The organism is Micromonospora sp. AMSO12t, assembly GCF_008806585.1.
Taxonomy (GTDB): Bacteria; Actinomycetota; Actinomycetes; order Mycobacteriales; family Micromonosporaceae; genus Micromonospora; species Micromonospora reichwaldensis.
This window is the reverse complement of sequence record NZ_WAAS01000008.1, coordinates 34,430-55,474: the sequence shown is the minus strand read 5'-3', so window position 1 is coordinate 55,474 and position 21,045 is coordinate 34,430. Positions and strand designations below refer to the sequence as shown.

At 71.0% G+C, this 21,045-nt stretch carries 17 protein-coding genes; 5 read left to right on the top strand and 12 right to left on the bottom strand.

Annotated elements, in window-relative coordinates; genetic code table 11:
* Nucleotides 1-229: 229 nt before the first annotated feature.
* On the top strand, nt 230-697 hold the full coding sequence (locus tag F6X68_RS02490) for an NUDIX hydrolase (RefSeq protein WP_225851927.1): 468 nt from the start codon (nt 230-232) through the stop codon (nt 695-697).
* A 3-nt stretch (nt 698-700) separates the two neighbouring features.
* Here F6X68_RS02490 and F6X68_RS02485 read toward each other — a convergent pair whose 3' ends face one another.
* Genes F6X68_RS02485 through F6X68_RS02450 form a run of 8 tightly spaced genes read right to left on the bottom strand, consistent with a single transcriptional unit; the run spans nt 701 to nt 10,022 of the window.
* Nucleotides 701-1,528 (bottom strand): HAD hydrolase family protein, encoded by an 828-nt coding sequence (locus tag F6X68_RS02485; protein WP_151452707.1) that lies wholly within the window; start codon nt 1,526-1,528, stop codon nt 701-703.
* Entirely contained in the window at nt 1,521-2,726 is a 1,206-nt protein-coding gene (locus tag F6X68_RS33370) for a hypothetical protein (RefSeq protein WP_192581247.1), read from the bottom strand. The genes F6X68_RS02485 and F6X68_RS33370 overlap by 8 nt, the downstream gene beginning before the upstream one ends.
* On the bottom strand, nt 2,723-3,355 hold the full coding sequence (locus F6X68_RS02475; RefSeq protein ID WP_151452706.1) for a bifunctional 2-polyprenyl-6-hydroxyphenol methylase/3-demethylubiquinol 3-O-methyltransferase UbiG: 633 nt from the start codon (nt 3,353-3,355) through the stop codon (nt 2,723-2,725). The genes F6X68_RS33370 and F6X68_RS02475 overlap by 4 nt, the downstream gene beginning before the upstream one ends.
* Nucleotides 3,339-4,454 (bottom strand): hypothetical protein, encoded by a 1,116-nt coding sequence (locus F6X68_RS02470; RefSeq protein ID WP_151452705.1) that lies wholly within the window; start codon nt 4,452-4,454, stop codon nt 3,339-3,341. The genes F6X68_RS02475 and F6X68_RS02470 overlap by 17 nt, the downstream gene beginning before the upstream one ends.
* The gene (locus F6X68_RS02465) at nt 4,438-5,520 is read right to left on the bottom strand and encodes a monodechloroaminopyrrolnitrin synthase PrnB family protein (protein WP_192581246.1); all 1,083 of its coding nucleotides are present in this window, start codon (nt 5,518-5,520) and stop codon (nt 4,438-4,440) included. Before F6X68_RS02465 ends, F6X68_RS02470 begins: the two co-directional genes overlap by 17 nt.
* Nucleotides 5,517-7,898 (bottom strand): pyridoxal-dependent decarboxylase, encoded by a 2,382-nt coding sequence (locus tag F6X68_RS02460; protein ID WP_151452703.1) that lies wholly within the window; start codon nt 7,896-7,898, stop codon nt 5,517-5,519. Before F6X68_RS02460 ends, F6X68_RS02465 begins: the two co-directional genes overlap by 4 nt.
* Nucleotides 7,891-8,982 carry a D-isomer specific 2-hydroxyacid dehydrogenase family protein gene (locus tag F6X68_RS02455; protein ID WP_151452702.1) on the bottom strand — a complete coding sequence of 364 codons (1,092 nt, stop codon included), beginning with the start codon at nt 8,980-8,982 and terminating at the stop codon, nt 7,891-7,893. Before F6X68_RS02455 ends, F6X68_RS02460 begins: the two co-directional genes overlap by 8 nt.
* The gene (locus F6X68_RS02450) at nt 8,979-10,022 is read right to left on the bottom strand and encodes an aldo/keto reductase (protein ID WP_151452701.1); all 1,044 of its coding nucleotides are present in this window, start codon (nt 10,020-10,022) and stop codon (nt 8,979-8,981) included. Before F6X68_RS02450 ends, F6X68_RS02455 begins: the two co-directional genes overlap by 4 nt.
* Nucleotides 10,023-10,386: 364 nt before the next feature.
* Here F6X68_RS02450 and F6X68_RS02445 point away from each other — a divergent pair, with 364 nt between their 5' ends.
* On the top strand, nt 10,387-11,517 hold the full coding sequence (locus F6X68_RS02445) for a nucleotidyltransferase family protein (RefSeq protein ID WP_192581245.1): 1,131 nt from the start codon (nt 10,387-10,389) through the stop codon (nt 11,515-11,517).
* A 66-nt stretch (nt 11,518-11,583) separates the two neighbouring features.
* Here F6X68_RS02445 and F6X68_RS02440 read toward each other — a convergent pair whose 3' ends face one another.
* The 4 genes from F6X68_RS02440 to F6X68_RS02425 are packed head-to-tail and all read right to left on the bottom strand — an operon-like array spanning nt 11,584 to nt 16,067.
* Nucleotides 11,584-13,164, bottom strand: a complete 1,581-nt coding sequence (locus tag F6X68_RS02440) for a hypothetical protein (protein WP_151452699.1) — start codon at nt 13,162-13,164, stop codon at nt 11,584-11,586.
* A gap of 8 nt (nt 13,165-13,172) precedes the next feature.
* Nucleotides 13,173-14,378, bottom strand: coding sequence for a UDP-galactopyranose mutase (gene glf, locus F6X68_RS02435; RefSeq protein WP_151452698.1), 1,206 nt, complete (start codon nt 14,376-14,378; stop codon nt 13,173-13,175).
* The gene (locus F6X68_RS02430; RefSeq protein ID WP_151452697.1) at nt 14,375-15,295 is read right to left on the bottom strand and encodes a phosphotransferase family protein; all 921 of its coding nucleotides are present in this window, start codon (nt 15,293-15,295) and stop codon (nt 14,375-14,377) included. Before F6X68_RS02430 ends, glf begins: the two co-directional genes overlap by 4 nt.
* Complete coding sequence (locus F6X68_RS02425; protein WP_192581244.1) at nt 15,285-16,067, bottom strand: phosphotransferase; 783 nt, start codon at nt 16,065-16,067, stop codon at nt 15,285-15,287. Before F6X68_RS02425 ends, F6X68_RS02430 begins: the two co-directional genes overlap by 11 nt.
* 654 nt (nt 16,068-16,721) lie before the next feature.
* On the opposite strand from F6X68_RS02425, the gene F6X68_RS02420 reads away from it, so the two are divergent.
* The 3 genes from F6X68_RS02420 to F6X68_RS02410 all read left to right on the top strand — a co-directional run bounded on the left by F6X68_RS02420 (nt 16,722) and on the right by F6X68_RS02410 (nt 21,043).
* A complete protein-coding gene (locus tag F6X68_RS02420) occupies nt 16,722-17,747 on the top strand; it encodes a ParB N-terminal domain-containing protein (protein WP_151452695.1) in 1,026 nt (341 codons plus the stop codon).
* Nucleotides 17,748-17,783: 36 nt separating this feature from the next.
* Entirely contained in the window at nt 17,784-19,298 is a 1,515-nt protein-coding gene (locus F6X68_RS02415; protein ID WP_151452694.1) for a class I adenylate-forming enzyme family protein, read from the top strand.
* A gap of 80 nt (nt 19,299-19,378) precedes the next feature.
* Complete coding sequence (locus F6X68_RS02410) at nt 19,379-21,043, top strand: condensation domain-containing protein (RefSeq protein ID WP_151452693.1); 1,665 nt, start codon at nt 19,379-19,381, stop codon at nt 21,041-21,043.
* Nucleotides 21,044-21,045 lie beyond the last annotated feature (2 nt).

Genomic DNA, 21,045 nt, shown 5'->3' with positions numbered 1-21,045 from the left:
GGACTCACCTCCTCGGTCGGCAACCATGCACGGCAGGGTCGACCGTACACGAGCTGTCGCCGAGCCGGAGTGGAGTGCTCCCCTGAAGCGGCATCACCCCCGGTCATCGCCCGATGCGGCACCGGCGACGGGCACGCCCGGGGAGTGTCACCGCCGGGCGGACCAGTAGGATTCTCTGCTTATGACCTCTGTTGAATCTGAAGCGCCGACGCGGGCGCCTGTTTCTCGCGTGCAGCTTGTCATCGGCATCGTCCGGCGAGGCGACGAGATCCTGCTGGTGCGGGAGAGCCTCGGCGCGAACGGCGAGATGCTCTGGTCGCTCCCCGGCGGCGGCGTCCAGGACGGCGAGGTCTTCCACGAGGCGCTGCGGCGGGAGATGCAGGAGGAGACCGGCCTGGTGGTCGGCGACCCGGTCGCCACCGCGTTCGTGATGCACATCGACTCCGAGCGGTACCCGTCGGCACTCGCGATCGCGTTCGAGATCAACGACTGGGAGGGCGAGACCCTGCCGGAGGACGACGAGATCGCCGAGGCGGCGTTCTTCCCGCTGCCGGAGGCCCTCAAGCTGATCGGGCAGCTCGAGAGCGACAACCAGCGGGAGCCGATCCTCGGTTACCTGACCGGTGAGGTGCCGGCCGGCACCACCTGGATCTGGCGCAACCGGGACGACCGGGAGGTCCTGCTCGGGCGCTGGTGACCCTCAGTGCGCGCAATCCTCCACGACGTCGGGCCGGTCACGCCGGACGAGCGTGTCCGGGTGGAAGGCGGCCAGGAAGTCTCCGATCGGGCCCGACAGCCGCATCGTCGCGCGTGCAGCGGCGTCGGCGTGGCTGTCGGCCACCGCGACCCCGACCGCCGCAGAGGCCAGCAGGCACCGGTCGTTGCGCCCGTCGCCGAACGCGATGACCCGCTTCAGGTCGGCCTCACCGGCCTGCTCGGCCAGCAACGCCGTCACCGCGGCAGTCTTGCAGGTCCCCGCAGGCCGCAGCAGCTTCGCCGCGGTGCCGGCGAACGGGATCGCCTCGACCGCCCCGCCCAACAGCCCGTCGGGCAGCGGCACACGATCCAGCACCAGGACCGAGCCGACCTGCGCCCTCCCGCCGAGCTGCGGGTCGACCTCGATGGACGATCGGGGCAGCCGGTGTGCCATCGCGAACCACGTGGACGCCCGCCGGGACGTCGCGACATAGCGGTGATCCAGCTCCGCGACCAGCTCGGTGAAACCCGCGGCGAGCAGCGCTGGCACCACCTCGCGGGGCAGCGCGCGGCGATATGCCGCCCGGGCGGTGGCGCGGTCGTACTCGACGTTGCCGTTGTCGAGCAGCAGGCGCGGCCCGAACAGTTCGAGGAGGTGCTCGGGTAGACCGAGCGCCTCGAACAGCACCGTCGATCGTCCCGTCACCAGCAGGAGTGCCAGACCGCGGTCGCGCAGCCGGGCGAGCCCTTCGATCGTGCCGGGCAACGGCACACCGCGCTCGTCGACCAGCGTGCCGTCCAGGTCGAACGCGGCGAAGGCGAGGTCAGGCACGCAGCGTTCCGAGCGCCTCGCGGATGGAGCCGGACAGATTCACCAGCGTGTTGCGGGTGCCGAGCTCGGCGACCAGGATCGGCAACCGCATGAGTGCCTCGAACGTCCGCCCCGCCAGGGTGCCGATCTCGTCGCGGTCGCGGGTGCGGGCATGCAGCCAGTCCTCGACGAACACGTCGTCGTCCGGAGTCATCAGCTGCTCGGTGAGCACTTCGCGCGCCTGGTCCGGATCGACCCGACGCACGCTGAGCACTGCGGAGTCCTTCGTCACGCGGGGCAGCACGATGGCGGTCAGCCGCACGGAGGGGACCAGGGGGGTGCCGGTGCGCGCACGCCACTCGACGGGCAGCAGGTTCAGCTTGGAGTCTCCGCAGAAGCTCTGCCAGTCGCTGGTGACGAAGTCCGGCTGCCGGCGGGCCAGCTGCCAGCTGGTCGCGTCCTTCAGGCCCAGCGCGTGCATGGTGCCGCCGTTGATGCGGATCGGCACCGGCATGCCGCAGGCCGTCACCTGCTCCCCGTCCGCGCGGACCATGACCCGGTCGTTGGCGACGAAGGCGCAGCCGGAGGCAGCGGCCAGGGCCAGGGCGGTGGTGGACTTGCCGGCACCGGAGCGGCCGATCACCACCACGTTGCCCTCGGGGGTGGCCGCGCAGGACGCGTGCAGCCCGGCCCAACCGTCGCTCTCGCCCCGCCGGTAGCCGAACTCGCGCAGGTGCCGGGCCAGCGCCAGGTGGGCGTAGGGGCGCGCGGTCGTGACGAACACCAGGCCCCGCGGGGACTGCACGACGAGGTTGGTGCCGTCGATCTCGTCGGGCTCCGAGACCACGGCGCAGGTCCCGTCGGCCAGCTCGTAGCGGATCCCGGGTGCGGCCACGTGCAGATGTACGGCTTGGCGCCGGACCGCCTGCGCCGCGTAGTGCTCGACCAGCCGGGCGAAACACGCGTCGGAGACGGCGAGGTTCACGGCGGTCAGCGCACAGGGCGAGAAGTCGTCGGGCAGGTGCTCCCAGATGTCGTTCGCCGGGGTGAACAGGTCGTGCAGGTACGTGATGGCTCGCGGGTCGGCGCTGCTCACCGCGATCCGGGTCTGGCCCAGCCGGACGGTCCCGGCGCGTACGCCGAGCCGTGCCGCCAGCGCGTGCGGATCGGCCAGCTCGGCCGGATCGGTGTCGAGGAGGGTTGCTTCGCTCTGGATCATCGGGTCCCCGTCGGTCGCAGGACGGCCCGCCAGACTGAACGCTGGCCGGGGTCGGCATCGTGGAGATATTCGAACGGGCCGTCGACGAACTGGAATCCGGCGCCACGGCAGAGCTCGGCGATCCGCTCCGGCGGCAGCAGCGTCATCACCTGTCCGTTGGGGAGCCGGTGGCGGTCGTCGGCGAGCGGGGTGAGCCGGTGGTCCAGATGCGCCGCGCTGAACAGGTTCAGCGACACCACGCCGGCGGTGGCGACGACCCGACCCAGCTCGCCGATGGCCGCGGAGACCTGTTCCGGCCGGGGCAGGTTGTGCAGGACCCCGTGACACACCACGACCGCGGCCCGCGCGTTGGCCACCGGCAGCGCAGCGACGTCCGCCTGGCAGAAGGCGGCACCGGGGGCGACGCCCTGTGCGCGCAGCACCATCTCCGCGTGCAGGTCGAGTCCGACGACCCGGTAGCCTCGTTCGGCCAGCAGCGGCAGGTTCCGCCCACCACCGCAGCCGACGTCGAGCGCCATCGCGCCGGGGCCGCCCTGCGGCACCATGTCGGCCAGGTATCCCGGCGGCGACGCCGTGGCGAACGCCGTCACCACGTCCGGCCGGTTCCAGTAGTCACCCGTCGCGCGCATGGCGCTTCACCGTGCACTCGTCGATCAGGTAGCCCTGGTCCCACGGCATCGCGCGGAACGTGGTGAGGCCCGCGGCTTCGAAGCCGGCCGCGACGGCGTCGGGCTGCTCGGTGAGAGCGAAGAAGAGCGGCCCGACGGAGGACAGGCTGAGCACGGCGGCCTGTTCCGACTCGAACAGCTGCCGCACCTGCTCCGCGTACTGCAGCAGGCGGGGGTGCGAGAAGGCGCAGTTGCGGATGCTGCCCATCTCGAACCGGTAGTCGAAGACGAGCTGCCCGAGGGTGCGCGGAGTGCCGGTGACCAGGTCGGGCCAGCACTCGTGCAGCAACCGGTAGGCGATCTGCGGCGCGTAGCGGCGGCCGGTCTCCAGGAACCCGTCGAAGTTCTCCGCCTCGGCGCGAAGGCTCTCCGAGGCGTCCCAGCTGCGCAGGTCCGGTGGTACGGCGAGCACGATCGTGTGCCCGGCCGGCGCGGGGGCGGCCAGCAGCGCGACGGCGTTTCCGGAGACCACCTGGATCGCGCCGGGTACCAGACCGGCGGCGGCCGAGCCGCCGATGCACTGGACCGGCATGATCTCGTCGTCGTTGCCGTCGATCTCCTCGCCGTGGTTGTCGACCAGCAGCCGCATCAGCGTCCGGTGGTCCAGCGGCCGACCGCACAGTTCGTTGATCGCCGCGGCCACGGCCGAGAGGACGGCGCTGCTGCTGCCGAGACCGACGTGCGGAGGCAGCGGGTGCGAGCGGATCGTGATCCGCATTCCGCCGGTGAGGCCCAGGACCTGGCGCATCAGCAGCGCGGCGTGGCGCCCCAGGACCGGCCGGGCACTGTCGGCGGCGATCTCGACGCCGTCGCCGGACGCCGTGGCCTGGACCTCGACGCTCGTGAAGAGGTCGGTGACGAAGACCAGCTCACCGGCGGGGTAGGAGCCGGCGCCGGGCAGCACCTTGCTCGGGTCCAGTGCCATCGCGTTGAGCCGGTTCGGGTAGCGCAGGCGCACCCGGCCCTCGATTCCGGCAACGGGTGGCACGGACGGGACTGCGCCGCGCACCGAACCCACCCGTACGGGGGCGAAGCCCGCCACACTACCGGTCGCGGTCATCGGCGCTTCCTCTCCGCTCTCGGGGCAACGGCAGCGTCACCGCGGCCTTGGAGGTGGTGATCTCGATGAGGTGGTCGAGGGCCTCGACGGTGTAGCCGCCGCTGCCCAGCGAGCCTTCGGCCCGGATCGCCATGTTGGCCCGGGCCACCTGGCGGTGGGGGTAGCGGAAGCGCAGGATGCGCTTGAGCAGCGCGGCATACTCCGCGCGCACCCGGGGCGACTCGAGCAGGCAGCGCAGCAGCGGCGAGTTGCCGCTGCGGTACGCCAGGAGCGTGTCGTCGCACACCGCCCGGTGGGTGGGCGGCAGGTAGAGCACGTTCTCCACGAGATAGTCGTCGTGCCACGCGCCGAGCTGCCCCGGTTCGCTCGGCGCGAGCAGAAGCACGTCGAGGACGAGCAGTGGCATCTGGGCGCCGCCGGGACCCATGTAGGCCTTCCCGCCGATGTCCATCGTCGGGAAGTAGGGCCGGAGCCGGTGCGAGAAGTAGTCGGGGGTGATCGTCCGCTGGACCGTACGCAGGTTCTTGCGCAGGACCTCGACCCCGTCGTGCACCTGGCCGAGTGCGGCGAGGAGCACGTCCTCGTCGAGGTCGGCGCGGTCGCGGCAGGCGGCCAGGTCGTCGACGGCCAGGTTCAGCGCCTGGGTCGCGGCGACGACCGAGTCGATGAACACGTGCTCTTCGTCGCTGAGCAGGAAGCCGCGGCGGCGGGGGCCGACCGGGTTGCGCGTGGTGTAGCTGTACACGGTGTCGCGGGGGACCTCGTCGGCGACGGCGGCCAGGCGTAGGAGTGTCGGCTCGATGCCGTGCAGGTCGGCGTCGGGATCGTGCCGGACGAGTGAGGCGGCGAGGAAGCCCAGGTCTCGCAGGGCGGCTCGGGCCGTGTGGACGTCAGCCGTATCGAAGTCGGCAATGAGGTCGGCCAGCGCGTCGACCATCCACGCCGTGTCGGCGCGCTCGTTGGCGGCGGGCAGTTCGGCGAGGATGTCGTCGGCGCGCAGCGGGTCCATCGCGGCCACGGCGAGGTCGTCGGCGTTCTGGTCGGCGCCGATGAAGGAAGTGGTCATGCCGCGACCCCGACCGCGGTGGCCAGGACCGTCTCGGTTCCGCCGTCCGTGCTCCGTACCGCCGCGTGCGCCCGGATCAGGTCGGCGCCGTGATCGGCGACGGCGACGACGTCGTCGACACGCAGCCGTTCCGGTTCGGAGACGTCGAAGACGGGCAGGAGGCGGGCCATTCGCTGGCCCACACCGGTGTCGACCGTCATCCGGGTCCGCCGTCCGGCAGGCAACGACGCGGTGGTCACGACAAGCTCGCCGGCGTTCCCGGACACGTCGGGTACACAGCGGCCGACCAGGCCCGACCGGGCGACCAGCGCGTCCGCCGCCGACGCGGCGACCAGGTCGGACAACCGCCAGGCGTCCGCCGATCGGGCGCCCACCACGACCGTGCACTCGATGTCGAAGAAGCGGTTCGGGAACCGCTGGTACTCCTGCCGTAGCAGGTGTGTCCGCCGGGGCAGCAGCGGATCGCCGCTGACCCGGAGCATGTCCAACCGGGCCGGGCGGTCGTCGTCGGCGAGTTCGACGGTGCACTCGAACGACGTGTCGATGGAGAACGAGTACTCGTCGCTGTGGGCGCGCCGCCGGAAGCCACGCGCGCTCTTTCCGAGCTTCACCACGACGCGGTCCCGGAAACACTGGATCTCGTCGGTGAACTCGCCCTCGCCGAACTTGTACTCCAGCGACCGGAACTCGCCCGTGCTCTCCAGGTTCATCAGCACCCGCTCGCCCGGGTCACCGGTGCCGACGCAGAAGTGCACGCCCCCGACCAGGGACAGCTTCTGCTGCGACCGGTCGAGCACTTCGACGTAGTAGTCGGCGGTCCGCACGCCGAACAGTTCGTTGCCGAACGGGTCGGCGAGATCCGGGGCGTACACGTGCGCCTGGCGACCCGTCGCGGTCTCGCCCCATTCCCGCACCTGGAGGGGTTCGCCGGTGGTGGAGCGGTGCAGGAAGGTGTGGAAGGAGTACCCGGGCTCGTCCGGATCGCGGCGGCCCGGCGGATGCACGATGTAGTGCCGGAAGCAGTCGGTGTCGGCGGCGATGTCACGCAACTGCTCCGGCAAACCGGCGTCGGCCTTCCCGCGCCCGGGCCTGGCACGTGCGGCCCTGGCCTGCGCGACCGCCTCGGACAAGCCGGTGGCGAAACGGGCGATCTGCTCGTCGGTGAGGCTGTGTCCCGCGTAGAAGTGGTGGTAGCTGCGGCGTCCGCCCTGTGGCGCCGGCGCGCTGACCGCGAGGAGCCGGTAGCGCTCGGTGAATTCCTTCGGCAGCAGCCCGTCCGGTGTGGAGAAGCCGGCCACGACGACAGGTGAGGCGGGTGCCGGCCGGATCTCCGCCTCCGGGTCGGCGGCCCGGATCGCGTCGGCGATCAGGTCCCGGCGACGCAGGCACTCCTGGATCGCCGCGGTGAAACCGGCGTGGCCGAGGCCGAAGACGGTGGCCCACAGAGCGGCGGCCGCGGCGCCGGGGCGGGACCCGGTCAGGGTCGAGTCGACGATCCCGGTGACCGGGCTCGCCTCGGTGACGTGCCCCAGCAGGCCCTTGCGTACGAGCAGCACCCCGCACGAGTACGGCAGTAGCCCCGACTTGTGCGGGTCCAGGGCCATCGCGTGCACGCCGACGTTGCGGAAGTCGAAGGCCAGCGCGGGATCGCTGAACGGGAAGATGAAGCCGCCGTGGGCCGCGTCGACGTAGCAGAAGAACCGCACCTGGTCGGCGAGCTGCACCGCGCGGCGCCGCAGCAGCGCGGCCAGCTGATCGACCGGGTCGCACAGGCCGCTGTTGTAGTAGCCGGCCGTCAGCGCCACGATGATGCCGGTCGCGCCGGCGGCGACCGCCGCCTCGACGGCCTGCGCCAGCTGCTCCGGCTCGATGACCCAGCTCGGGCCGGGTGCGATCGTGCGCAGGTCGAGGCCGAGGACCTCGGCGGCCTTCGTGACGGAGTGGTGGGCGAACTCGCTGGTGATGAGGGTGACCCGCGACGCCGCGTCGGCCCGGACGGCATTGCGCCCGATGCGCAGTCCCTGGAGCACCGCCTCGGTCGCGCCCGAGGTGATGTGGCCGTCGGCCGAGTCGGCGTGCAGCAGGCCGGCGAGGCCCAGCAGAGCTTCTCGTTCGAGCCGCCGGGTGCCGGCGCGCCCGGCGCCGAAGGGGGTGTGTACTCCGACGTTGTTGCTGTTGAGCGCCAGGAACCGGGTCCAGGCGGAGAGGGCCACCTCGTGCGGGGCCGACATGGCGAAGCCGAGCCGGGTCACCGTGGGATCGTCCCAACCGGTCGTCTCCGCGTACGCGCGGTCGAGGCCGGCGGTCAGCTCGCTCGGGCTCAGCCCGGCGGCCGGGAACGTGTCGCTGATCGTCCAGCCGTTCTCCAGGTCACCCACCGGTACCGTCCTTGCCGTGCCGGGCGGCCGGCGTTCGGCCGAGCCGGACCTGCAGTCGCTGGGGTGTCAGCGGGTGCCGCGGCTGTTCTCCCGCCAGCACGCGCAGGATGTCGTCGGCGACGATGTCGGCGACCGCGATGTTGGCGTCCCTGGTTCGTCCCGCGATGTGCGGCAGGTGGACCACGTTGTGCCTGCCGATGAGGGGATCGCCCTCCGGCAGCGGTTCGACGTCGTACACGTCCGCGGCCCAGGCCAGTTCGTCGGCGAGCACCCGCTCCCGCAGCGCCGCGGCATCGATCGCGGCCGCCCGGGTGATGGTCACGACGAGCGCGCCCCGCCGCAGGGCGAAGACGTGGTCGCGGTCGACCACGCCGGTGACGCTGGGGGTGTCCGGTGCCGCGACGACGAGGATCTCGGAGTCCCGCACCAGCCGGTCGAGGTCCACCGACTCCGCCGAGACCTCGGCGAAGCGCTCCGGGGAGCGGTACGGGTCGTACGCCAGCACGGTCGCGCCGAGCATGGCGCACCAGCTGGCGATGCGCCCGCCGATCTCGCCGACCCCGATGATGCCGACGGTCTTGCCCGCCACGGTGCCGTTGGCGAAGCGCGGATCGTCGCAGAACTGCACGTACGGGTAGTCCCAGGGGCGGAAGCCGGTGATGACCTCGTGGTGCCACTGCGGGATGCGACGCAGCCCGCACAGGATCAGGCTCAGTCCGCACTCGGCGACCGACTGGCCCCAGCCGGGAGTTCCCTCGACGAACGGGATGCCCGCGTCCCACAACGCGTCCATGGCCTCGATCCCGCAGGTGTCGGTTTCGCTGGCCACCACCTTCAGCCGGGTCGCGGCGGCGATCATGTCGTGGGTGAGGTCGCCGCCGAACAGGGCGACGGCGTCGATGTCGGCCCAGTCGGCGGCGGCCAGATCGCTTTCGCGTACGTCGAGGTAGCGGATGTCGCAGGTCGGGGACAGGCGTTCTTCCAGCCGCTCGCGCAGGAACGCCCAGAATTCCGAGAGCAGACCGTCGTCGGTCAGCAGCACGACGGGTCGGCGGGAGGTGAGGTCGTTCATGCCCTGGCTCAAGATTCCTCGCTGTCACGTGTGCCGCGATGGCCCTGCTCGATGGTCCGGAACCACAGGCTGCTGCCGGGGGCGACGATCGCGTCGACCGCCTGACGGGCCTGTGCGTCGACGGTGGTCTCCGTCGCCCTGAGCGCGAGCGTGAGTTGGTCGAGGGTCCGGGGACCGATGATGGTGCTGGTCACGTCGCTGCTGCCGGACAGCCACGAGTGGGCGAACTCGGGCAGCGACTGCCCGTGCTCGGCGGCGAGCTCCAGCAGCGCGGCCAGGGCCCGCTGGACCGGCTCCCAGACCGTGCCGCGCGGTGACCACCATTCGGTGAAGCGGGCGTCGGCGGGCGGTTCCCCGAGGAACCGTTCGCTGAGGTAGCCCATCGCCAGCGGGCTGTAGGCGACGAAGCCGACGCCGTACTCGCGGCAGATGGGGAGGATGTCCCGCTCCACCTCGCGTTCGAGCAGGTTGTAGGGCGACTGCTCGGCGATCGGGCCGGGCGTGCCGAGCGAGCCTCGTGCCAGCACGGCCATCTCGACCAGACGCCAGGTCGGCACCACGCCGAGGCCGGGCTGCTCGGCCATCTCCTCCGGGCTTGGCATCGTGGACGTGCCGATGTAGCGGATCTTCCCCTCCCGTACGAGGTCCGCCAGGGCGCCGAGGGTCTCCTCGACGGGCGTCCGTAGGTCGTGCCGGTGCAGGTGGAAGATGTCGATGTGGTCGACGCCCAGGCGGCGCAGGGACCGCTCGCACTCACGCTTGACGGCGTACGCGGAGTTGCCCCAGTCGTTGGGCCCCGGTCCGACCTCGTTGTAGCACTTGGTGGCGATCAGGACGTCGTCGCGGCGGTGACGGATGGCCTTGCCGAGGATCTGTTCGCTGCGGCCGTCCTGGTAGGCGTTGGCGGTGTCGACGAGGTTGACGCCGGCGTCGAGAGCCGTGTGGATGATCTCCTCTGCCGCGGCCTCGTCGGTCGGGCCGCCGAAGTTGAAGGTACCCAGAGTGACCGTGGATACACGCAAACCACTGCGGCCCAGTTGATGGAACTCCATCCACGCCCCCTGCTGTCTCCACCGAACCCAGCGGCCATTGTGCCGCTGACGGTTATAGTGATCAAGATCGGAGCGAGAGTCCACTAATCAGCTGAACGATCGCCGGGCAGCAGTTGAGCGCTGGTCAACCTCCTTGCCGGCCCGGGCCCCACGCCAGCGCCCCACCCAGCAGCGGAACGCGCCCCGTCGGCGGCGACGCCCTTGCCCGCGTCTGGCCGACAGGCAGGTGAAACGCTTCCTGGAGACCGTTAAGCTTTGCCGCCGGTCCAGGGGCGAGCTTCACGCAGAGTGATCTCGTGGCCACTGCGGACGGATGTCGAGTCAGCGCCGTGCAATGCCGGGGCACCGTCGAGAAGGAGGCCGAATGGCCGAGTTGTCAGCCGAATCGGAGTTGTTGCTCCTGCTCAGCAGGCAGCAGGTGACGGACACGCAGATGGCTCGTGTGCGCACGATCATCAGTCAGGACGAGCCGCGCCTGGACTGGGGGCATCTTGCCGTCCAGGCCGCCAGGCACCGCGTCGCCCCCCTCGTGGGCTGGCATCTCTGGCGCCTGTTGACCACCGAGAGGGTCGCGGGCATCGACTCTCCCGTCGTGCTGCTCCTGTACTCCGCCTACCGGGACACGCAACGTGCCAACGAGCTCATGCTGGCTGAGGTCCAGGCGATCAGCGACGCTGCGGCGGACCAGGGCATCACGGTGCTCATGCGCAAGGGCGGCCATCTGGCCTTCGCGGTCTACCAGGAGCCCGGGACGCGACCGATGGGTGACCTGGACGTCCTCGTCACCAGGGAGGAGGCGCCCACCCTGGTCAAGGCGCTCGAGGGACTCGGTTATGTGGAAGGCAACCCGACGCGCGTCGACATCGTCCCGCTGAGCAAGCGGGAGCGGGCCTTCTGGCGTCTGTACGGCAGCGACCTGCCCAAGATGAACAAGTTCGGCGAGTTCCACCGGCCGATCGTCAGCATCGACATCAACGTCTCGCTGGCGCTGCCCGGCAAGGGTTACGACGTTCCGGTCGGTGCCGTCCTGGCGCACGCCGGCCGCCACCGGTACGGGGACGCCTCGTTCCTCGTGCCGTCCCCCGAGGACGCGGTCATCGACCTCGCCGCCCACATCTACAAGACCTCGACGACCCTCAGGTTCATGAACCGCGGCAAGCACCGGCAGTTGCTCAAGTACGTCGACATCGCCGAGGTCGTACGCCGTGCCGGCCCGGACCTCTCGTGGGACCTGTTGCTCGAGCGGGTGGACGAGTACGCGGTGGCCGGCCCCGTCTTCTACGGGCTCGCGCACCTGCGGATGCTCTTCCCGGACGCCGTCCCCGCGGACGCCCTGACCGCGCTGCGGCAACGGTGCCCGGAGCCGGAGCGCCTGCTCAACGAGTACGGCCAGTGGGACCTGCCGGAGCCGCGTGCCTGGCAGCAGGACTTCCTCACCCGGTTCTTCGACCCGGACGCCGACCGCGACCTGCCCGCCTCGAAGTCACTCGTGTGACGACAGGAGGCGCTTGGGCGATGCCGCCCGAGCGCCTCCTGCCTCGCGAGCGACGCGAGGACCGCTCTACCGTTCGGTCTTCCCGGACAGCACCGGCGTGCCCACGCGCCAGGAGCGGAGCATGCGCAGGAACATCAGCCACGGGCCGGTGGCGCTGACGAAGGGCGCGGCGACGAACGTCGCCACGAGCGTCAGCCGCGGACGTCTCCCGGTCAACCAGCTGACGGAGCGGTCCTGGCGGTCGATCCCGCCCAGTCGCGGCAGCAGCGCCAGCAGCAGGACGGCCGTGACGGGATACGCCACCAGGCCGGTGCCGACGGCGAGCACGGTCCACCAGCCACCCCCCAGCGCCGTGATCACCAGCCCGGCGGGGATGAGCAGCACCCCGGCGAACCAGATGCCGATGTCGAACAGCTCTTTCGCCACCAGCAACCATTTGCCCGGCAGGCTGACCGGCGACGGGTAGGGGCGTACGTGGTCCAGTTCCCGGGCGACCCCCAGGCTGCCGTAGCAGACATTGGCCCACCCGTTCATCATCGACCTGGTCTGGTAGTAGGGCTCGGTCAGGTTGAAGCTCGGCACCAACGCCTGCTCGACGCCGAGCAGCGAGGCGCGGTGCCCGACCGGCTCCTGCATCTCCGGGAACGGGCCGAGCTCGCGCCACGCGCCGAGATGGACGAACGTCCCCGAGCCGATCGCGTAGATCATCGGGCGGAACGGCGCGGCGAGCAGTCGCACCAGGCGCGGGCTGCGGCGCAACAGGTCGTTCTGGAGTATCCGCCCGACCTCGACGGCCAGGCCACGCCGCAGCCAGTACAGCACCTGTCCGCGCATCAGGGCGCCGTCGGCGCCGGGGGCGAAGGGAGCCCGGAACCGCAGCGGCAGCTGCACCTGGTGCAGCAGCGCCGGAGGGCGGCGGCCCGCGGCGACCGCCCCACGTACCAGGTCTCCCACCGCCACGAAGGTCTCCCCGTGGGCCACCGCGTCGAAGTCGTAGACGGCCAGGTAGACGCTGTCCGGGTCGACGCCCGGCAACAGCTCGGGTAGCAGCTCCACCGCGTAGTTGAGCTGGGAACCCTTGCGCCCGTCGGTGTGGGGGAAGTGGACGTGGCACGAGCGGTGCGTACCGGGCCTGCCGTTCAACTCGGCGGTGATCTGCCGGCACAGCTCCTCGGTGGTGGGCGTCGCGTCGAAGGCGCGGCGCAGCACGCCGGGCCACTCGTCCGGCGACGTCCGCTCCAGCTCGTCGAGGGTCGCGGCGATCACCGACGGCGCGAGCACCTTCTCCAGTGCCCGCTCCCGGCCGCCACGCCTGGCCAGACCGTGTAGTTCGGTGACCACGGCGGGCAGGGCCGCCTCCTGGGCGGCACGTTCGGCCGTCTCGCGTTCGCTCGTGATGGCGACCGATATCAACGTCCCGGGATAGCGCGCGGTGGCGAACGATTCCAGCGTCTCGCGCACCAGCCGCTGCTCGCGCAGGGCCGGCAGCATGACCACGATGACGGGAAGGTCCGCGGGGGCCGTGGCCGGCGCCGCAGGGCGGTCGCGGACCGCCCGTGCCGCCACGATGATCCAAACGAGTACCCAGACCGCGTGCGCGGCGAACAGGATCGCCACGACGCGGCCCAGCACGGTGATCGTCTGCAAGATGGTGCCTACTCTTTGTCGTCGGTGGTCGGACCGGTGGACCCGAGCGGGCGCCGATCGCGGAAGTAGGGCACGATCCGGTTCTCGAACATCGCCAGCGCGGAACCGATCGCCATGTGCATGTCCAGGTACTGGTAGGTGCCGAGCCGTCCGCCGAAGAGCACGTTGCGCTCGGCGGTCTCCTGCCGGGCCAACATCCGGTACGTCCGCAGCGCGTCCCGGTCCCCGGCCGTGTTGATCGGGTAGTACGGCTCGTCCTGGTCGCCGGCGGAGCGCGAGTACTCCCGGACCAGCACCGTACGGTCGCCGCGGTACGACCGTTCCGGGTGCATGTGGCGGTACTCCACGTTCCGGGTGAACGGCACCGACTCCTCGGCGTAGTTGATCGTCGTGGTCCCCTGGTAGTCGCGGACCGGCGCCACTTCCCGCTCGAAGTCGAGCGTGCGCCAGCCGAGCCGACCCCCGCTGTAGCGGAAGTAGCGGTCCAGCGGACCGGTGTAGACGACCGGCGTCCCGTCCGGAATGGCGTCGGCCAGCTCGAAGAAGTCCGTGTTCAGGCGCAGGTCGATGCGCGGGTCGGCCGCCATCCGCGACAGCCAGGCGGTGTACCCGTCGACCGGAAGGCCTTCGTACGTGTCGTTGAAGTACCGGTTGTTGAAGTCGAACCGCACCGGCAGCCGGGCGATGACGGACCCGGGAAGTTCCTTCGGGTCTGTCTGCCACTGCTTGGCCGTGTATCCCCGGAAGAACGCGTCGTAGAGGGGCCTTCCCACCAGTGAGATGCCCTTTTCCTCGTGGCTCGGATCAGGGGGGAGTTGACCGATCTCGGCCGCCTGGTCGGCAATCAGTGCCCGTGCCTCGTCCGGGGTGAGGTAGCGGCCGAAGAATTGGCAGATCGTCGCGAGGTTGACCGGCAGGGGATACACCTGCCCCTGATAGAGGGTAAAAGCCTTGTGCCGGTATCCGGTGAACTCGGTGAAACGGTTGACGTAGGCCCAGATTCGCTCGTTCGAGGTGTGGAAGATATGGGGGCCATATCTGTGCACCTCGATTCCGGTGTCCGGGTCGACCTCCGAGTAGGCGTTGCCACCGTGATGGTCGCGCCGTTCCAGGACCAGCACCCGCTTGTCCAACTCGGCGGCGGTCCGCTCAGCGATCGTCAATCCGAACAGGCCGGATCCGACGACCACCAGGTCGTAGCCTTCGAATGTCATGTCACTGCCTCTCCGAGTAGCCAGGCCGCCGACCGGCGCTCGTCGCTGAGGCGCTGCTTCCATTCGGCCACTGCCTGCGGCTCCTTCTCGGCGAAGAGGGCGACGTAGGAAAGAGCCGTGATGATTTTGTGCAGGTGCAGCCCGGCTTCGACGTCACGTGGCGGGGTCGGGTGGGTCCGGTGCGCCGCATAGGCGGTGTGGAACGCCGCCCGTTCGGTGTCGTCCGCGAAGCACCACCAGTCGAGCTTCACGAAGTCCTCCACCGGGTCACCGGGCCGGGCGAAGTCCATGTCCAGCAGCCATACGTCGCCGGATCTGTCGACCAGCACGTTGGGTAGGTGCACATCGAGGTGGGTCAGCCGCGGAGACATCGACGGCAGCACCTCGGTGACCAGTTCCAGCAGTTTGGCGACGAGCCGATCAAGATCGCTGGGGGTAAATATCTCCAACCTGGCTGCCCGGGCGGCGTAGCGGCGGATCTTGACTGCGACCGTGTCGTGGATGCTGGTCGGCCCCTCCACGGTGTAGGGGATGTCGTGCAGCCGGGCCAGCACCGCGCCCAGCCGTTCGAGCACCCGCTGCCGCTCCCGCCCGTCCCGGGCGGCGAAGTGGTCCTCGGCATCGGTGCCGTCGATCCACTCCTGGACGAGGAAGGCGTGCCCGTCACCGTCCGATCCCGAACCCAGCAGGCGCGGCACCGGCACGCCGTGCGCCAGCGCGGTCTCGGTGGCCCTGCGGGCTCCCAGGAAGTCGTCCGCTGCCCGGGAGTCTTCGTTGATCTTGACCAGGTAGTCGCCGTCGGTGGTGTGTACCCGCCATCCGGTGCTGAAGATGCCCTTCGTGACCGGTGTCGCCCCCAGCGGGGCCGCCTGCGGCACCACCGAGGTCAGGATGTCGATGGCCGCGTCAGCTTGCATCGGAGCCTCCGGGGGAGTGGACGCCGTCGTGCAGGTCGGTCAGCTCGGTCAGGCAGCGGTGCGCCAGCGCGGCCGAGGCGGCGCCCGGCCTGCTGCTCGCGCTCATCAGGCGGCTGAACAGGTGTAGCCGCAGGTAGAGGTCGACGGTGGGCGACCGTGGGTCGAGGCCGACCCATTCCGCCCACCGCGCCGGCGGCAGGCGCCACTCCCAGGCCAGCCTGACCAGATCCAGGTCGGGGTCGCCGAAGGTCGCCAGCTCCCAGTCGACGAGAACCGGGCCGTGTTCGGTCAGGATGACGTTGCCGGGGTTCGGGTCGCTGTGCAGCAGGTGGGGGTGGGTGTCTTCGAGCACGTCGAGCGCGTGGTGCAGGGTCCGGCACTGCCGCGCCTGCGCGGTGAGACCCAACGTCGCCAGTGTCTCGGCGTACGAGTCGAGCCGGCCCGCCAGGAACCCGGCCCAGCTCGGTTGGTCGGGCGCGTGCAGCCGACCGAAGGCGGGTCCGGTGATCGTGTGCGCGGCCCGTAACGCGGCGACCGACGCCCGCACGTCGAGGGCGCTGGCGGGGTTCGGTGCGCTGCCCCGCACGTACCGGATGAGGGCCGCGCTGTGCCGCCCGAACGTCGCGCTGCCGATGACCGCGGGTACCGGCGCGCGTCCGCGCAGCGACTCGAGCGCCGTCACCTCGGTGTCGCGGCGCCAGGCAGCGGTGTAGAGCTTGAGCACGGCGAGGGGGCGCACCACCAGCACCCGGTTGGTCTCCCGCTCGGTCACGACCGCCGCTCCGGTCCGGTGCCCGGTGCCCCACATCCTGGCGACCCTGCCGGCGACCGGGCGGGGTGGCGGTGCGCGGCGACAGTGGCCGGCAGCTTCAATTTCCGTGGCATTGCCCCGCCCGTACTAATTGGTTTGCTGGTGTCTCTCAAGTGTTTTGTCGAGCAAGGACGGACGGCATTTCTCGAACGTCGCGCCCGCCTTCGACCGGACACTGGCCAACGGTCTCGGGGCCTGCATAGTACCGACCGTGATGGTGATCCACAAGCATGCCCGTATCCCATTTGCGTCAGAGGGTCGCCACCCTCCGTGTTGCTCGGTCGCAATTCGACATGGACTGCGGCGGTTTCCCGCGCCGGACAATTACCGACCGTCCGCAGGGCGTTTACGCGCTGATGCTGCCGAGGTGTCCCGGTCCTGCTTGAGGTCGAACTGTCGGTGCGTTCGCCGTCACCGTTCGAATTGCTGTCGGCGGTGTCTGGAAGGCGTCTGCCTGCGGTTGTAGCATGACCGTCACGGGTATTTCGTGACGGACGGGTAATGGTGGCGGGCGGCTAAATCGTCGGGTAGGTGCGACTGTGCGTTATCGCAGGCGCACGGGCGATCAGCGCCAGCGCAACCATTCTGACTGTGGCGACTTGGCGCGAGGGACGAATGAAGAGACGACCGGATAGCGACTCCACCGCGCAGCCCGCCCAGGCGGGGGAGGCCGCGGCTCCGGAGGTCGACGTGGCCGACGTGCGCTCGTTGCGGGTCGGCTTCTCCCCGAGACTGGACGGGATCAGCGCGAGACACGTCACGACCCTCGTCGAGCTGACCGTCGAGCTGCCACCGATCGTCGTCCAGCGGTCCTCGTTGCGGGTGGTGGACGGCATGCACCGGCTACGGGCCGCGCGTGTGCGGGGTGACCGCCACGTGCCGGTCGTCTACTTCGACGGCTCCGACGCGGATGCCTTCGTGGCCGCGGTGCAGTTGAACCTCGAGGACGGCCTGCCGCTGAGCGCCCGGGACCGGCTGGCCGCTGCCAAGCGGATCCTCGCCTCGCACCCGCAGTGGTCCGACCGCCGGATAGCGGCGGTGTGTGGCGTCGCCGCCAAGACCGTCGCCGGCCTGCGGCGGCGATCCCTGGACACGGGCCACCACCAGGACGTCCGGATCGGCCGGGACGGGCGCCGGCACCCGGTCTCGACGGAAGAGGGCCGGCGGTTGGCCGAGGCGATCGTGCGTCGCGAGCCCGATGCCAGCCTGCGCGAGGTGGCGCGCCGGTCAGGCATCTCGGTCGGGACGGCTTTCGACGTCCGCCGCAAGGCGCTCGGCGGCGGCGCCTGTGTCCCGGCCGGGCAGAAGGCCCCGGCGCCGTCGCTCGCCGAGTTGGCAGCCGTCTCGTCCCCCGACGGGCTGCCGGTGACGGATCAGGATCTCGCCGCCAGCATCCGGCTACAGCTGGAGCGGCTCCGCCAGGATCCCGCGCTGCGCTACACGGACCACGGCAAGGCCCTGCTCCGGCTGCTCACCGGGACGCTCGCCTTCATCTCGCAGTCGTCGAACACCGCTGGCAACGTTCCCGCGCATTGCCACGAGTCGCTTCGGGCTGTCGCCCAGGCCTGCGCGGGGGGCTGGTACCAATTCAGCCAGATGCTGCCCGAGGAGCGCAGACGGCACCGGACGGTCGGGCGTTGAGCCTCGCCGCCAGGGGCAGCTCCGCCCGGTCCTGACATGCGGATCCACACCCTGCTGGACACCGCCGCGCGACGGCATCCCCAGCGCACCGCGGTCGTCGACCGGAGCCACCGGTGGAGCTACCAGGAACTCCGGCAGCGAAGCGTCAACCTGGCCGGTCGGTTCCGCGCACTGGGCCTGCTGCCGGGGGACCGGATCGCCGTGCGGTCCGGCGGCGCCGGCTTCGCCGCGATCCTGTTCGCGGCGTCGTACGCGGACCTGACGCTGGCGCCGCTGTCGGCCACGATGCGTCCGTTCCAGCTTCGGGCGGTACTCGCCGACATCGAACCAGCCCTCGTGGTGGGGATCGATCCCGCAGCGGTCGAGGTGCCCGCCCGCGCCTGGTCGTCGACACAGTTCGGGGAGATCCTGGAGACGCTCGACGCGCCGGTCGGGGACGCGGTCCAGCCCGATGCCAGCCGTGCCGACGGTGGCCCGGAGGCGCCCGCCCTCCTGATGTACACGTCGGGCAGCAGCGCGCGGCCCAAGGGGGTGGTCTGTCCGCACGACAGCGTCCTCTTCGCGACCCGGGCGATCGGACAGGTCCTCGGCTACCGGCCGGACGACGTCGTGCTCTCCTGCGTGCCGCCCTCGTTCGACTACGGGCTCTACCAGCTCCTGCTCGCCACGGCTGCGGGCTCGCGGTGGGAGGCGCTCGAGGCAGGGGAGGGGATCGCCCTCCTCGAACGGATCACCAGCGCGGGGGCCACCGTCGTGCCCGTCGTGCCGGAGATCGCCACCGCGCTGCTCCGGCTGGCGGCCAGGACGGCGCTCCCGGTGCCGCAGCCGGTCCGGATGTTCACGAACACCGGCGCCCGGATGTCGCCACGGCTCGCAGACGGGCTGCGCGACGCGTTCCCGGGCGCGGCCGTGGTGCAGATGTACGGCCTGACCGAATGCAAGCGAGCCACGATCCTGGAGCCGGACGGCGACCTGGCACGCCCAGGGTCCGTCGGGCGCGCGATCCCGGGCACCGTCGTACGCGTCGTCGACCGTCAGGGTCGACCGCTACCCGCCGGCGACGTCGGCGAGGTCGTCGTCGAGGGCGCGAACGTCATGGCCGGATACTGGCGCGACCGGCAGCTGAGCGCCGCCACCTTCCGGGCGACCGCGGCTGGCCGGCGGCTGCACACGGGCGACCGCGGCCACCTGGACGTCGACGGCCACCTGTATCTGCACGGTCGCGGCGACGACGTCTTCAAGCACCGGGGCGTGCGGTCGAGCACCGCCGAGATCGAAGCGGCGGCCATGGACATCGACGGCGTCGACGGGGCCGCCGCCGTCGCGCCGGACGAGGCGAACCCGCTCACCGTCGTGGTGGCCACCGTCCTGCGGGAGAACGACGTGCTGGCGGAGCTGGCGCGCCGCCTCGAACCGGCCAAGACGCCGGAGCGTTGCGTCGCGGTCCACGCGCTGCCGCTCACCCCGCACGGGAAGGTGGACCGTCAACAGATCCGGGCGATCGCGCGTTCGCACCCACCGCCGACCCCCGTTCAAGTGCGGATTCCTTGACGGTGTCCGGGGAGTTGCTAATCTGCCGATCTTGAATCTGGCCTCCGGTAGGTGACCACTGCTGCTGGGATGAGGACCGTATGTCGTCGCGACCCACCCGCCTTGAGGCGGTCGATCTCGACACCGCTGTCCATCCCCTGCTGCCGGGCCAGCTCGCGCACCACCGCGCCCTGTGGGGGACGGCGGAGCAGGGCGTGGCAGTCTGGATGTCCTACCAGGTCACCGGCCCGCTGGACGTCGCCGCATTCGTCGGCGCGGTGCGCTCGACGGTCGCCCGGCACGCGGCGCTGCGGATCGGTGTCACGACGCTCGACGGTGAACCTGTCCAGTGGGTGCGGCCGATGCCCGACGATCGCCGGCTCGTGGCGATGACCCAGGTCACGGCGAACGACACCGAGCAGTTCACCCGCTACGTGCGCTCCGTCCTCGCGGCGGACATCCGGCGCCCCTTCGACCTCGCGGTCGAGTACCCGTTCGTGCTGCGGTTGCTGCGGTTCACTCCGACTCTGCACGCCGTGCTCGGGGTGTTCTCCAACTACGCCGTCGACGCCACCGCGCGGATGATCGTCGTACGCGACCTGTGGGGGGCCTACTTCGGCGGCGGGACCGACGCCGACCCCGTGGACGCCGACTACCTCGCCGCGGTGACCGGCCAGGCCGCCGCCGCCGACTCGGCGCGCGCCCAGGCGGTGTCCGCGTACTGGCGGCAGCGTGGCCCCTGGCTGCCGCCCCGGTGCCAGTTCCTTCCGGGGCTCGGCGGGCCGTCCGCGAGCGTCGCCCACACCGAGCTGCTGACCCTGGTCGAGGACGAGTGGAAGGACGTGCGCGAGCGCTGGCAGGCCGCCGGCTTCAGCACCGTCCAGTGGCTCCTCACGTTGTTCGCGGCCGCCGTGTTCCAGCTGACGCCGCAGGACCGCCTCGTCGTCTCGATGAAGCTGAACGGCAGGCGTCACGCCGACCAGGGCGTCGTCGGCATGTTCGACGTCGTCGTGCCGGTCGTGCTGGACCGGCCGGACCGGCCCGCCGACCTGCTGGTGCAGGTGCGGCGGGAGCTGTTGTCGGCGACCTCGCGCCGCACCGTCACGCGGCAGGCGTTGGACGACATGTGGGCGACGGCGGTCCGACGCCTGGGCCGTCCGGTCCACGACACCCTGTCGATGACGTACCTGGAGGACACCGCCGACCGCGACGACGCCGACGGCGGCGCGGTCGCCATCGAGCGCGGCGCGTACACCCCGACGTTGGTCAGGACCGCCGACGGCCTGCGGATCGCCGCGAACGAGCGGCCCAACGGGCTGGGCGTCCGGCTGACCGTCGACGGCGAGACCATGTCGCAGGCCACCTTCACCAGGTTCGTCGCCGCCTTCCGCGCACTGCTGGCCGGAGACGACCCGGCCAGCGCCGCGCCGGCGACGGAGAGCGGCCCCGGGCTCACGCCACTTCGCGCACCCGACGGTGCGGTCGTGCTGGTCGTCGACCTGGCCGAGGTGACCTCGGTCCTCGACTCGCACCCCGCGGTCGCCTCCGCCAGGATCTCGGTGGAGGTCGCCGAGGACGGCGGATCGCGACTCGCCGCCGAGGTGACGCCCGCCGACGCCGGAGTCACGGCGGACGATCTCGCCAGCCACGTCCGTTCCCACGTCGCCGGCCGGCCGTTCCTGGCGGTCCCGGTGCGCATCGCGGTGGTGTCCGGCACCCCCGACGACGAACGGTCCGAGGAGCTATTCATGGATGGAGTTGGTTGAGC